Source organism: Thiosocius teredinicola (genome assembly GCF_002009425.1).
In the GTDB taxonomy this organism is placed as follows: Bacteria; Pseudomonadota; Gammaproteobacteria; order Chromatiales; family Chromatiaceae; genus Thiosocius; species Thiosocius teredinicola.
The window spans coordinates 2,479,259-2,492,804 of record NZ_CP019936.1 but is presented as its reverse complement, the minus strand read 5'-3'; the positions used below and the strand labels follow the sequence as shown (position 1 = coordinate 2,492,804).

The 13,546-nt window shown below is 57.2% G+C and carries 15 protein-coding genes; 4 read left to right on the top strand and 11 right to left on the bottom strand.

The window, feature by feature from the left end:
• Nucleotides 1-24: 24 nt before the first annotated feature.
• From sdhA to B1781_RS11930, 4 genes are all read left to right on the top strand, one after another.
• Nucleotides 25-1,785, top strand: a complete 1,761-nt coding sequence (sdhA, locus tag B1781_RS11945) for a succinate dehydrogenase flavoprotein subunit (protein ID WP_078119887.1) — start codon at nucleotides 25-27, stop codon at nucleotides 1,783-1,785.
• 13 nt (nucleotides 1,786-1,798) lie between these two features.
• On the top strand, nucleotides 1,799-2,491 hold the full coding sequence (locus B1781_RS11940) for a succinate dehydrogenase iron-sulfur subunit (RefSeq protein ID WP_078119886.1): 693 nt from the start codon (nucleotides 1,799-1,801) through the stop codon (nucleotides 2,489-2,491).
• 89 nt (nucleotides 2,492-2,580) lie between these two features.
• Nucleotides 2,581-3,555, top strand: coding sequence for a sulfotransferase (locus B1781_RS11935; protein ID WP_078119885.1), 975 nt, complete (start codon nucleotides 2,581-2,583; stop codon nucleotides 3,553-3,555).
• A 5-nt stretch (nucleotides 3,556-3,560) separates the two neighbouring features.
• Nucleotides 3,561-3,806 carry an FAD assembly factor SdhE gene (locus B1781_RS11930; protein WP_078119884.1) on the top strand — a complete coding sequence of 82 codons (246 nt, stop codon included), beginning with the start codon at nucleotides 3,561-3,563 and terminating at the stop codon, nucleotides 3,804-3,806.
• Between the two features lie 7 nt (nucleotides 3,807-3,813).
• On the opposite strand, the gene B1781_RS11925 is transcribed toward B1781_RS11930, so the two are convergent.
• From B1781_RS11925 to B1781_RS11875, 11 genes are all read right to left on the bottom strand, one after another.
• Nucleotides 3,814-4,071, bottom strand: a complete 258-nt coding sequence (locus tag B1781_RS11925; protein ID WP_078119883.1) for a hypothetical protein — start codon at nucleotides 4,069-4,071, stop codon at nucleotides 3,814-3,816.
• A gap of 124 nt (nucleotides 4,072-4,195) precedes the next feature.
• Nucleotides 4,196-4,708: a hypothetical protein gene (locus B1781_RS11920; RefSeq protein WP_078119882.1), complete on the bottom strand. Its 513-nt coding sequence runs from the start codon at nucleotides 4,706-4,708 to the stop codon at nucleotides 4,196-4,198.
• A gap of 453 nt (nucleotides 4,709-5,161) precedes the next feature.
• Nucleotides 5,162-5,875 (bottom strand): DUF4272 domain-containing protein, encoded by a 714-nt coding sequence (locus B1781_RS11915; protein WP_078119881.1) that lies wholly within the window; start codon nucleotides 5,873-5,875, stop codon nucleotides 5,162-5,164.
• A gap of 195 nt (nucleotides 5,876-6,070) precedes the next feature.
• On the bottom strand, nucleotides 6,071-7,897 hold the full coding sequence (locus tag B1781_RS11910; protein WP_078119880.1) for a WG repeat-containing protein: 1,827 nt from the start codon (nucleotides 7,895-7,897) through the stop codon (nucleotides 6,071-6,073).
• A gap of 66 nt (nucleotides 7,898-7,963) precedes the next feature.
• Nucleotides 7,964-8,353, bottom strand: a complete 390-nt coding sequence (locus tag B1781_RS11905; protein ID WP_078119879.1) for a hypothetical protein — start codon at nucleotides 8,351-8,353, stop codon at nucleotides 7,964-7,966.
• 1 nt (nucleotide 8,354) lies between these two features.
• Entirely contained in the window at nucleotides 8,355-8,819 is a 465-nt protein-coding gene (locus tag B1781_RS11900) for a hypothetical protein (RefSeq protein WP_125932050.1), read from the bottom strand.
• A 673-nt stretch (nucleotides 8,820-9,492) separates the two neighbouring features.
• Nucleotides 9,493-9,744, bottom strand: a complete 252-nt coding sequence (locus B1781_RS11895) for a hypothetical protein (RefSeq protein WP_078119877.1) — start codon at nucleotides 9,742-9,744, stop codon at nucleotides 9,493-9,495.
• Nucleotides 9,745-9,773: 29 nt separating this feature from the next.
• On the bottom strand, nucleotides 9,774-11,099 hold the full coding sequence (locus tag B1781_RS11890; RefSeq protein WP_078119876.1) for a TRAP transporter large permease: 1,326 nt from the start codon (nucleotides 11,097-11,099) through the stop codon (nucleotides 9,774-9,776).
• Between the two features lie 22 nt (nucleotides 11,100-11,121).
• Nucleotides 11,122-11,664, bottom strand: coding sequence for a TRAP transporter small permease subunit (locus B1781_RS11885; RefSeq protein WP_078119875.1), 543 nt, complete (start codon nucleotides 11,662-11,664; stop codon nucleotides 11,122-11,124).
• An 85-nt stretch (nucleotides 11,665-11,749) separates the two neighbouring features.
• Entirely contained in the window at nucleotides 11,750-12,814 is a 1,065-nt protein-coding gene (locus B1781_RS11880; protein ID WP_078119874.1) for a TRAP transporter substrate-binding protein, read from the bottom strand.
• Between the two features lie 188 nt (nucleotides 12,815-13,002).
• A complete protein-coding gene (locus tag B1781_RS11875; protein WP_334223701.1) occupies nucleotides 13,003-13,476 on the bottom strand; it encodes a copper chaperone PCu(A)C in 474 nt (157 codons plus the stop codon).
• Nucleotides 13,477-13,546: the final 70 nt, after the last annotated feature.

The window sequence follows — 13,546 nt, the reverse complement described above, 5'->3', positions numbered from 1 at the left end:
GGCACCGACAGAGAAGATTACATAATGGCTTTAAACAAAAGACGATTTGATGCTTTGATCATCGGTGCCGGCGGCGCCGGTCTGAACGCGGCCATCCAGCTGGCCAACACCGACGCCCGCGTGGCGGTGGTGTCGAAGGTTTTCCCGACGCGCTCGCACACGGTGGCTGCGCAGGGCGGTGTGAACGCCGCGCTGGCCAACGTGCTGCCGGACAACTGGCACTGGCACATGTTCGACACCGTAAAGGGTTCCGACTACCTGGGCGACCAGGATGCCATCGAGTTCATGTGCCGCGAGGCGATCCCGACCGTTTATGAGCTCGAGCACAACGGCGTGCCGTTCTCGCGCCTGGACAACGGCAAGATCTACCAGCGCGCCTTCGGCGGCCAGAGCCAGAACTTCGGTGGCGCCCAGGCCGCACGTACCTGTGCCGCGGCCGACCGTACCGGGCATGCGATCCTGCATGCGCTGTATCAGCAGAACGTGCGCGCGCGTACGCACTTCTTCGATGAATATTTCGCGATCGACCTGATCAAGGACGACGAAGGCGCGATCCTCGGTGCCCTGATCATGGAGATCGAAACCGGCGAACCGCTGCTGATCGAGGCCAAGTCGACCGTGCTGGCGACCGGCGGCTGCGGCCAGGTGTACCGCACCACGTCGAACGCCCACATCAATACCGGCGACGGTATGGCGATGGCGCTGCGCGCCGGCATCCCGCTGATGGACATGGAGTTCTTCCAGTTCCACCCGACCGGCATCGCCGGCCGCGGCATGCTGATCACCGAAGGTGTGCGCGGCGAAGGTGGTTACCTGGTCAACAAAGACGGCGAGCGCTTCATGGAGCGTTATGCGCCGAACGCCAAAGACCTCGCCAGCCGCGACGTGGTGTCGCGTTCGATCGTGACCGAGGTGAAGGAAGGTCGTGGCTGCGGGCCGAACGGCGATCATGTGCTGCTCAAGGTCGATCACCTGGGCGAAGACATCGTCAGCAAGCGTCTGCCGGGCATCCGTGAGAGTGGCAAGATCTTCGCCGGCGTCGATGCCGCATACGAACCGCTGCCGGTATTCCCGACGGCGCACTACGTGATGGGAGGTATCCCGACCGACCCGTATGGCCGCGTCATCGTGCCGCAGGGCACCGGTGAAGAGGTCGTGCCGGGCCTGTACGCCGCGGGCGAATGTGCCTGCGTGTCGGTGCACGGCGCCAACCGCCTGGGCGGCAACTCCTTGCTCGACATCCTGGTGTTCGGCCGTGCCGCGGGCCTCGATGTGATCGAGAACCTCAAAGAGAACAAGAACCATCGCCCGATGAACGAATCGAGCGTCGAAGCCGCGATGGCCCGCCTGACGCGTTGGGATCAGACCGGCGACGGCATTTCGGTACGCGAGCTGCGCGACGAGTTCCGCAAGACGATGGAAGACCACGCCGGCGTGTTCCGTACCGAAGAGATCATGGCCGAGGGCGTCGAGAAGCTCAAAGCGCTGCGCGACAAGCTGCCCGACGTACGCCTGCACGACCAATCGAAGGTCTTCAACACCGCGCGTGTCGAGGCCCTGGAACTTGAAAACCTGTTCGACTCCGGTATCGCCATTGCGTACTCGGCATTGATGCGCAAGGAGAGCCGCGGCGCGCATTCGCGTCCCGACTATCCGGACCGTGACGACGCCAACTGGATGAAGCACAGCCTGTATTTCCGCGAAGACGATCGCATGGACTACAAGCCGGTGCGGACCAAGCCGTTGACCGTCGAAACCTTCCCGCCGAAAGAACGCGTGTACTGAGGAGGCGTGCGCAATGAAATTTGTGGTATCCCGATTTAACCCCGACAACGACAGCGCGCCCTACATGCAGGAGTTCGATGTCGACGTGACCCGCGGCATGATGCTGCGCGACGCCCTGCTTGAAATCAAAAAGCTGGACGAGTCGTTCGCCTTCCGTCATTCCTGCGGCGAGGGTGTGTGCGGTTCCGATGGCGTCAACGTCAACGGCACCAACAAGCTGGCCTGTATCACGCCGGTTTCCGAGCTCAAAGAGCCGGTTGAGATCCGTCCGTTCCCGGGTCGTCCGATCATCCGCGACCTGGTGGTCGACATGACCCAGTTCTACCAGCAGTACAAGGCGGTCAAGCCGTGGCTGGTGCGCGAAGAGCCGATGCCGGAGCAGGAGATCCTGCAATCGCCGGAAGACCGCGACAAGCTCGATGGCCTGTACGAGTGCATCCTGTGCGGTTGCTGCTCGACCTCGTGTCCGTCGTTCTGGTGGAACCCGGAGAAGTTCCATGGCCCGCAGGCCCTGCTGACCGCCTGGCGCTTCCTGGCGGATACCCGTGATCAGGCGACCGACGAACGCCTCGATGAACTGGAAGGCCCGTACAAGCTGTTCCGCTGTCACACCATCATGAACTGCGTCGAGGCCTGTCCGAAGGGCCTGAACCCGACTAAGGCGATCGGTCACATCAAGAATTTGATGCTGAAGAACGCCGTTTGATCGGCCGACCGTGACCTAACGCCGAATCTCCGGCCTCCAGATCGCAGTTCGATCTATGCCGGGATTCGGCGACACGTTATCCTTCGCGGATGATGTATCCCCGTACCTTTATCATTGGGTCGCCCAGGTCCGGTACGACCTGGGTGGCAAAGCTGTTCGATGCCAATCCGTGGGTGTTGTACCGGCATGAGCCGGATAGCGCGATACCGGAAACGCGTATCCCCAGTATCATCAACCAGGCCGACTACGATCAGTACATGGAGGCCGCCGGCGCGTATGTCGATCGGCTGTTCAGCGTGTCGACGGTAAAGACCAATGCCGGCAAGGTCAGCTTTCCGAAGGCGTTTCGCAACGGCATCGGCGAGTTCGTACACCGTGGGTGGTTTCTCGCGGCCCGCGGCATTGAGCAGTTCTCTGCCACACGTCAATTCGCGCGCCGCATTCACATCCCGGACATGATCAACACGACCGATGCCGGGCGCATCCATCAGGTCTGCAAATCGGTGATCGCCGGGGGCAGGGCAGGTTTGTACGCTCGTGCCAGACCGGATGTGCGCTTCGTGATGGTCATGCGCCATCCGGCCGGGGTGGTCGGCTCGGAGCTGCGCGGCAAGTCGCTTGGCAAAATGCCGGGCAATGTGCCGATCGGTGCCTTGGCCACAATGCCCGGCGCGCAGCAGCGCGGCCTGACGCTTGAATTCTTCGAATCGGCGGACCAGGTCGAACGCCTGAGCTGGTGGTGGGTGCTGTTCAACGAGAAGATGATCGCCGACACCGAAGGCCTGGAAAACTGCCTGCTGGTCAACTACGACGAGATGTGCGCCGATCCCGCGGCGGCTTTGCGCAAGATGTATGCGCATGCGCAGATCGAGGTATCGGAAGAGGTCGAGGCCTTTCTGCAGAAGAGCACTTCGGAATCGGCTGGTGACGGCAGCTATTTCGACCTCTTCCGCGATCCGCTCAAAGCCGCCAACCGCTGGCGCAGTGAGCTGACCGACGAGCAGGTGGCGCGCATCCAGGCCATCACCGCCGACACCGCACCCGGTTCACAGTTTCAATTCTGATTGCCATGACAGATACCAAACCCACCTTGGATTCACTTCGCTGGCAATGCCGCCGTGGCATGCTCGAACTGGACTTCGTGCTCGAACGTTATCTGGACGACCACTACGAGCAGGCGGACCAGGCCGAACAGGCGCTGTTTCATACGTTGCTGACCGCACAAGATCCGGAACTCCAGGTTTGGTTGCTCAATGGTGAGCCGCATCCGAATGCGGCGTATCAACCGCTGATCGCCAAGATCAGAGGCATCTGAGTTCTGACTAGGTTCTGTCGGCACCCAGTGGACTGCCGTTGACGAACGCTAGCAGTGTCAAGACGAATATCAGCCACATCACATAACCTGCCGCTCGTAGTACACCTTTCGATATGGATAAGCGGCGCGCGGGTTTGGGGCCGAACTGGAACCAGTACAAGCTTCGTTGCGTCATGCGCTCTATCCGATCGATCCAAGGGTGCTTGAACGTGAATGCAACCGCCAGCAGGAAGAAGACGGCGAGGATGATGAGCTTCTCTATCAAATTGCAATCCTATTGACCGAAGCCCAATCGCTTCGAATTCTGCATCCGTCGCGACTTTTCGAGGCCAAACGGAAACCATAGCCCACTCCCGAGTTTCGACACAACGGAGCAACCCCAATACACCTTAGACCTCTGCGTGATCACCACCGCTGCCAGGACGTTGTTTGAGTACACTGGAAATTTTCGAAAGCGCCGCTTCAAGCCCGATGCCATTAGAGTACATCTTCGGAAACGAGCGGATGTTGGCATCATGAAATACCAGAGCGTCCTCTCCATTCATTCCGTACTCATTGAAAATTTCGCGAACTTCCAGTTCGGCGAGTTCCACAAAGGCATCGGCATCGTTCACACCCTCCAACCAAGACAGCTTTGTGAACATGATTGAAAGGCTGGGGACATCCGCCTGTCGAGCGAGAAACACATGCTCCCGAATGCTAGGCGCAATATCCACGGATGCATTGATCACAACAACGCCGTGATCGGCATCCATCGCTAGCTTGGAGATTTCGGATGCCTCGGCATTAGCGCTTGGAGTGACAACCGTTACTTCTGTCATGATCTGTTCTGCATTCGCATCGCTCAAAAGCTCGATCCGAGCATCGTCGCCAAGAAATATGATTTTGCAGGGTGTCGTCATTTGGTTCCAGCAATGTTCAGTTTCACGCGAGTCTTTGCGCTTGTTGCAACATATTTGTATGCCAAGGGCCGATTGGTCTCCCGCTCAGGGCAGGAAGATCGTACAAGCCCAACGTCCATCACCTGGTGTGGCACACCCTAAAAAGGGCTAGTTGGATCTCAACCGGATGCCCCTCAGGTGCGGGCACGCAATCCAATGCTCATCTATGTTGGCACATGCACCGAATGCCAGCGCCGTAGCCCTTGCCCGCTGTCATGACTTGCGGCCTCGAACCTGCAAGTGCTGCTTTCATGATCAATCTCCTCATCTCTTCCATGCATGAGCCGCGGGGCGCGGCGTTGGTTATATTGAACTAAAGCTATCGAGTATTGTGGTGGCAGAACTCGTTTAGAACAGGGATAAGCACAACGACGCAGGTGATGACATACTCGATTCAATCGCTTGAGTGTCTTGTTACGTGTCTGTCGTAACATCGTCCCATTCTTCGGCATACAACGTTAACCAATTCAGAGAATAGTGGCGTTCAAGGACGACTCCTGCATCAACGCCGCCAGGGGTCTCTTGACCTTTCAACTGTGCGTCGCGCACCGCCCAATGAATCCGATAGATCATATCTGTTGCATCAAGGATCTGTTCGGCGCTGCGCAGTTTTGACTCAGCAATGAACCGAGCAGTGTCTGCGGCGCTCGGAATTCGTCTATGTATTTCGTCGGCGCTAATTTGGCGGGTAGGAAAATCGAGATCGTCGACGTCCCCTAAAGCCCAAAGTAGTACCCATATCGATTCTACCCGCCATGTGGCATTGACCAGCTGCTGTTTGGTCGGGTTGCTTGTTTCGAGAAATGCGCGCTCTTCCGGACTCGCCGAGTCCCATAGGTTGTTTTTCTCCAGGAACTCAATGGCCACCTCTGGTTCGATGCCAAATCCGACGGAGGCGACGTGATACAGCACGATTACGCGCTTCGCGACATCCTCTGCGTTTTGTAGCTTCGCATTCCGAATGGATTCCACGTAAGGGAGGTGAGGATTCACCGGAATGTTTCTTTGCGTAAGAAATGATTCAGTAGCGTTCTTGCGTTCAACAGAATCCGCGTTTATCTGTTCCGAGTGCGACGTTAAAGACAAAGCCCAAAGCGTTGTGACCAGCAGTATCTTTTGATAGATCATAATATTTCTCAGTATGACATTGCGCCGGTCCTACTCCCAGCCCTTGGGTAAAGTGTGTAAAAAACGGGGGGCCGAGCCATCGGGCACTGTAACAGTGCTACCTCGATGACTATGTTTGATGACATAGTGCACGAATCACAATTGTTGGATCGAGCCTCTCAATTCGCTGCTCGACAGCAATGGAACCTGCGCTGTCTAATCCTCCCAGAACTCGTTACCGGAACGATCGATGAACCCGCCAGACCGCGGCTCTCTGCATTGATAGACGATGGCGAGTCGGCAGTCGGCGGAGAAGTCGCTACCGCTTTGATATTTACGATCGATAACGGTATTGCCTTCAGGATCTATATAACCGCTGAGACCGTCCGCGTATCGCATGATGCGACAACGTTCGGCAGAATAGTTTTCGAGTACGTCCGAAATGCCTACCGGGGTTCGCGGATTTGCTTGCATATCGATGTGAAAGACATCGCCGGCGGTTACTGCGCAGCGTTCGTCGACATAGCCTCGCTCGCTTACATGATCGAACTTCCAATCTGATAGCGGTTTGTCGGCGGATTCTGAGGGTGCGAATACCTGCCAGCCACCGCGTTTGAGGGCGACCCGGCCGCTACCGAGATTCACCGCGCCGCTGTATTTGGGTTTGATCATCGGATTTCCACGGTGATCGACAACGCCCCATTTCCCGCCGACCTTGATCGCAATGAAGGTCGCTTGTGCAGGGAGGGCGTCGTCGAGTTCGGCGAGGATGGGTTTGCCGCTTGTGTCGATGACCGCACATTGGCCGGAGGTACGTTTGGCAGTCTGCGTGACGAGTGCCAGTTCATGACTGAATGGCTGGGCATCGTAGTATTGAAGGTCGAGGGCGACCGATCCTGCCTGGTCGAGATATCCGTAACGTGTGCCGGTGCCGTGAACATGGGCGCTTACCTGGCGAAGTCCACAGGTGGGCAATTCGATATGGCTGAAGCTGCCGTCGGTGAGCCAATCGCCGGACGCGTTGATCAAGCCGCGCCGAAGGCTACCTCGGCGGGTAGCGGTGGCAACCGTGGAAGAGCCGCCGACAAACGCACCGGCCTCACGATGGACGAAATCGATCGCGAGGGAACCGTCCAGGTTTGCGTAGCCCCATTGGCGGCCATGGGGTTCACGAACCGGTAGGAGATGGGGATAGATGTTTGCCCCGACGTCGCGGGCCAGTTCGATATCAACAATGCCCGTTTCCGAGAATTGCGGGGCAACGATGTCGACTGTTCCGTTTGACCACTGAATCCAGCCTCGCAGCTCACCGGACAGGATCTCGGCAATCCAGCAATCGTCGGAAAGCCGGGTTGGCGAAGTTACAATATCCCAGTCGCTGGTGAGCGGTGTGAGTAATCTCCCTTGTCGATCCGAAATTGCCCAGCAATCGCCTTTGCGATAAGGCACGAATGGCGAACCGGCGTCGGCATCATCGCTGTTGGGTAGGGCCGATGCGATGGCAATACGGGGTTCGGGATTCTGCCTGTCGATGATCTCGTAATACCGACTCGCGAAATCGCTGGGATGGTCGGCCAGTGCCGAGCAAAATACCAAAGGGCCGATCGCCGTCAACAGCTTTGCGATTCGCAGTGCATCGGGCTGTCGGGTCATCAGCAGTAAACGCGCCTCGCCGTCGGCGGCGTAGAGTAAATCCCATCCTTGTGCGTTCAGCAACGATGCGTACGCCGCCAGGTGGTCGTCGGTGTCGTGACTTGCGGCACAGCGAGGCGCGATCCAGGGCAGCTTGAGGTCCAGTTGAAGGTACCCACATAGCTCAACCAGCGTGCTGCGCACTATGATCGCGTCGGCACCGTATTCGAGCGAACTCGCAATTGACGCACCCCGTTCCAACTGGTCGAGAAGGCTCAGTGTGGGGTAGGCACTATCGAGCCAGTCAGGAGAGGAGCTCGACGGCCACAACTGATCGGTAATGTCTTCGGCGGGTCGGTTGCCTGACAGCGCGGCGACCAGTGTTGTGAACAGTTGCTTGCTAAGAGACATGCCTGTGGAGTACTGTTGCTCGGTTACTGGGGAAGAGGCCCAATATCGGCATCAGAATTCGATCAATCAATCTTTCAGATAGTCTAAGAGAGCGATAGATTCGATCGTGCCGTGTTCAGTTGACGATATGTTCATTTCAATATCGTCGCGTCGGTAAGAAACAGCCGATTGCTTTTCGAACTCAGATTTCTCCAGGAAACCATGAACCTCTTCGGGCGCTAGCTCGCAGGTCATAACTGCAATAGCGGGCTTCGGCCCGTCAGATGCGCTATACGAGAACGAGGGTTCAGTCTTGCACAGCTCTGATATCAAGCCTAACTCTTTCGGCGTAAGCACATAGAACTCGACGCTATTCTTGCCATACTCTCTGTGCTCGGAAAAGCTCAAGTAGGCTATATAAGAGAAGCCGGTCAGCGCGATAATTAACACGACAACCGACAGCCAAATTTTTGTCATGCTATCGCACCTCTTCAAAAAGAGTGCCGGGCTTGGCGGGCTGGATAGTGCTCAGGGCGCGAGGCAGCGTGCCACACATTGGCCCCCCTGATGCAGGAGGTATCGGATAGAGATAAGGAGCAGGCTCGTAGTTTTTGTTGTCGCCAACGGGTCCATATTTATCCCATATCTTGAGTGCGTCGCTCTTGCTGACAGGTTCGCAGATCATCAGATAATTTATACTCGGATTCACCGCCCGATAAAATCCAAGGAGATTGGACAACAGGTCTTCAGCGCTATACCCGCTGTTGGTTACAAGTCTGAAAGGCCAGCTGGACTGCATCGACTCGAACGTATGCGATACGCCAAGGAAAATCGATAATGCAACAGATTTCTTTTCGTCAATTCCTAAGCCTGCTTTGATTTTATATGTCTTGCGTACACCCAGTTTGAAGTTCTTCCGCCCCATCATCTGTTTGTAAGACACCCTGAAGTGTTCGGCTCTTTTGGCTGCTTCAGGGCTTTCCAGCTTGATTCGATTCCATTAATCAGCCGCGCTTTCTGGATTGGCATGCCCCAAGTCTATCCAGCCGCACTTTTTGGTGTAGATGAGGCCATATTTTCGACCCATTGCTTGCGTTCCATCGATAATATCGGATCGTGACGTCATGGTTGGTCATCCCTTTCTTGCAGAATTCGACGCGGTTCGACACTTGCAGTTCCGGCAAGAGCCTAACGAGAAGTGATAAGTTTTTGGCGTTCGGTCCAGCGGTCCATTAAGCAATGGCTGCGTCTGGTCTTTTTTGCAGACAAGTAGTCAGCGGTAGGGGCATGTTCGTCACCTGAACGGCTCGCCGGTATGGAACGGTCGGCATCCGGCGCGCGTGTATGATCGAAAGACGACCAGCCGGCACGAATCCAGGGTTGAAGAAGTTTAGCTAGGATCCAATGAAACGAGTGTTGGATAGGCGGCAATCTGCTTGATCGGTTTGTCTCAAGTTCCATTTGTTGCTTACTTCCTGTTACCGCGATACTGCTTGCGGGTAGACAATCGAAAACATTACCTGACTGTACCTATGCGATTGTCGCATGGATACGTCGTGGCTGATCGGCAATCGCGATATGAGAAGGAGCACGCGGAAACTCGCTTCACGGGTAACTCACCCTTGCAAACGCTGCCTCAGTTCGCTGATCAACTGAGAAACCACAGTCGTTTCGAGATGCTTGACGAGTGGTGGAATCTTGGCGAGTTCAATTGCCGTCGCCTGATCGTGCAGCTCCGACAGCACATAACGTTTAAGGGTAACGGTCGCATCGTCGAGGTCGATGCCGTTGACGAGGGTGGGTTCGGCCAGGTAGGCCTCAGCGGCTTTGAGAAAGCTGTCCAGTACTTGCTGTTTTGACTCGATCATGCCCGTAACGCGCTCCACGCCGTGAACATTCAATCCAGCCCATACAAATGCGGAAATATCAGTATGGATATGACGATCGCCACCTGCATGAAGATGAACGGCACGACACCGCGATAGATGTCGATTGTTCTCAGGCCCGGTGGGGCGACCCCTTTAAGATAGAACAGGCTGAAGCCGAAGGGTGGGGTCAGGAACGAGGTCTGCAGGTTCATTGCGATCAGGATGGCGAACCACAACATACTGATGCCGAGGGTTTCGGCAATCGGCGCGAGGATCGGCACGACGATGAACGAGATCTCGACGAAGTCGATGAAAAAGCCCAACAGCAGGATGATGACCATCGAAAAGATCAGGAAGCCCCATTTTTCGCCGGGCAACTGCAGCAGGAACTCCTCGACGATGATGTCGCCGCCGGTGTAGGTGAACACCATCGAGAAGGCCGTGGCGCCAAGCAGAATTGCGAACACCATGGCGGTGATCTTGACCGTTTCCAGCGAGCTCTCGTAGATCAGTCTCCATGAAAACTTGCCGTAGACGATCGAGAGCACAATGGCGCCGACACCGCCGAGGGCAGACGATTCGGTCGGCGTCGCGATGCCGGCGAATATCGAGCCCAACACCACGATGATCAGCAGCAAGGGCGGCACCACGGCCACCAGTGCGGTCAGGTATTGTTTACCGACGCTTTCCTGTTCGCGATGTTCGAACGGGATGGCCGGGGCGAGCTGGGGCTTAGCGTAGGCGACGCCTAGCACGTAGACGATATACACGCCGACCAGCATCAGGCCCGGGATCACCGCGGCCTGGAACAGATCGCCGACCGGGATACCCAACACATCGCCGAGGATGATCAGGATGATCGACGGCGGGATGATCTGACCAAGCGTGCCGGCACCACAGATGGCGCCGCAGGCGAGGGGCTTGTTGTAGCCATACTTGAGCATGACCGGCAGCGAGATAACACCCATCGCCACCACGCTGGCACCGACCACGCCGGTCGAGGCGGCGAGCAATGCGCCGACCAGGATGGTGGACACCGCCAGACCGCCACGCATGGTGCCGAACAAGCGCCCCATCGATTCGAGCAACTGCTCGGCAAGCTGCGTCTTTTGCAGCACGATGCCCATGAAGATGAACAGCGGTACGGCCATCAGCACCGTGTTCTCCATGATGCTGTAGATGCGGAAGGGCATGAACGAGAACATGCTCCACGCATCGGAGATGGTCTCGAACTCACCCGATGTGAAGCCGTAGATGATGGCGAAGACGACGGCGATGCCGCCAAAGGTGAACGCAACCGGGTAACCTGCCAGCAGCAGGAACAGCGCGACAAAGAACATGATGAGGCCGATCATTGCGCGTTATCCAGCAGTCGGTTCACGGTTTGAAAGCGTCATAGTCGTGCGGTTGTTCGAGCCCGCAAAATTCGTTGATGGCGCGCAGAATGAAGCCGAGGCTGCTGATCAGCACGCAGATGAACGAGGCCGAGATCATGCTCTTGATGATCCAGCGGTGCGGCAGACCACCCGGGTCGCCGCTTTTCTCGCCGATCTCGTAGGCCTGTTGGGCGAAGTCGATGCCGAAATCGGTCACCAGAAAACAAAACGGCCACAGCAGCAGCACGGTACCGAGGATGTCGATGATCGCGCGCCCGCGCACGCTCAATCGTTCGTAGATCACGTCGACGCGCACATGGCCGTCGGCCTTGAGCGAGTAGGCGACGCCGAACAGGAAGATCATCGAATACAGGTGCCATTCGAGTTCCTGCATGCCGATCGATACGTCGTTGAACCAGTAGCGCATGATCACGTCGTAGAAGACGTTCAGCACGAGCAACAGCAACAACACGGCTGAGATGGCTCCGATGATGTCGGAGAAGCGGTTGAAAAACCGTTCAGCGGCGAGCAGTGTGGCACACATCGTTGAGGGTTTCTGCTACGAGTCGGGGTGCCAATGGTAGCCCATTGGCACCCCTTCCCGGTATCAGATGCCGCGAGGCACTCGCTTATTCAGCGATACTGTTGAGGTAGGCCTGATCGGAGATCTCGGTCCAGGCGCGTGCCTTGGCCATGTAGTCGGCCTGCGAATCGCTGATTTCCTTGGCCAGCGGGTCAGCCGCGGCGAACTGCGAGATCAGTTCGTCGTTGGCTTTGCGCATCGCGTCGATGACTTCCTTGGGGAAGGTTTTCACCTGCACATCCGGATAGTCTTTCTTGATCGTGGCCCAGTTCACCGCGCTCTCGTGGTACGACTGTGCATACATATCGTAGGCCGCGGCACGCATCGCGATGCGCAGGATCTCCTGCAGGTCGGCCGGCAGCTTGTCCCACGCCTTCTTGTTGATCAGGAACTGCAGCTCGGTTGCCGGCTCGTGCCAGCCCGTGTAGTAGTAAGGCGCAATTTTCTGAAAGCCCATGCGCAGGTCGAGCGACGGGCCGACCCATTCCAAGGCGTCGATGGTGTTGCGCTCGAGCGCCGTGTACAGCTCACCCGGCGGAATGTTGGTCGGCTTGGCACCGAGCTTGGCGAGCACTTCGCCGGCGAAGCCCGGGATACGCATCTTCAGGCCCTGCAGATCGGCAACCGAATTGATCTCTTTGCGGAACCAGCCGCCCATCTGGTTGCTGGTGTTACCGCCGGGGAACGACAGCAGGCCGTGCTTCGAGTAGACCTTTTCCATCAGTTCCATACCGCCGCCGTAATAGAACCAGGCGTACTGCTCGGGCGCGGTCATGCCGAACGGCATGCTGGTGAAATACAGGGTGTTCGGGTCCTTGCCTTTCCAGTAGTACGAGGCTGAGTGGCCCATGTCGTACTGGCCGGCCTTGACCATATCGAACACACCGAACGGCGATTTGTGCTTGTTGGCCGAGTCGATCGTGATCTTGAGTCGGCCGTTGGACATCTTTTCAACCTGGGCGGCCAGGTTCTTGGTGGTGTCACCGAAGATCGGGAAGTTGGGTCCCCAGGTCTCGGCGAGGCGCAAACGGTAGGTTTTTTCCGCCAGGGCATTTCCGGCGGCAAGCAGGAACACGCCGGCAAGCGACGCGGCGAGAAGCTTTCTCAACATAACTCACTCCCAATTGCTGTGGTATTTATTATCGAGGTGGTGCGGATCCGCCCGCTGATGCCGAATGTAGCCCAGCCCGCCGCGCATAACAACGCCGCGGGGTCGCCGCCATGAACGACGATTCCAAATTGCGACGAATTCCTGGCCCGGCGGCCATGCGATCATCAGAGATCGCTTAAATGGATGCGTTAGTGCTTCATCATCGCTTCGACGGGGCGCACTTCGGCGGTGATCTCTTTGGTCGAGCCGTCTTCGAATTCGAGCGTCATCGGGATCTTGTCGCCGACCTTCAGCGGCTCGCCGAGATCAAACAGCATAACGTGCAGGCCACCGGGTTTGAGCTCGACCAGCTTGTTCGACGGCAGATGGATGTGCGGTATACGGCGCATGCGCATCACGCCGTCGTCCATGGTGTGCATATGCAGCTCGACGGCCCCGGCGATCGGGGTGGCCGCGCCGACCATGAAACGCTCGCTTGCATCGCTGCTTTGCAACTGCATGAAGGCAGCCGAGGTTTTGACCACCGGGGGAACCGCCCGGATGTAAGGATCGGTCACCGTCACCTGGTCGGCGATACCCTCGGCCAGACCGGTCGTCGCGAAGCCGACACTGCCGACGAAAATCATGACTGCATGCAAGGTGGTGCGCAAAGTGCGGTTCATTCGCAGATTTCCCTGAGGTTTTCCAGATGTTGTGATTGACCCTAGTGTACATGACGCACCTCGGGCATTG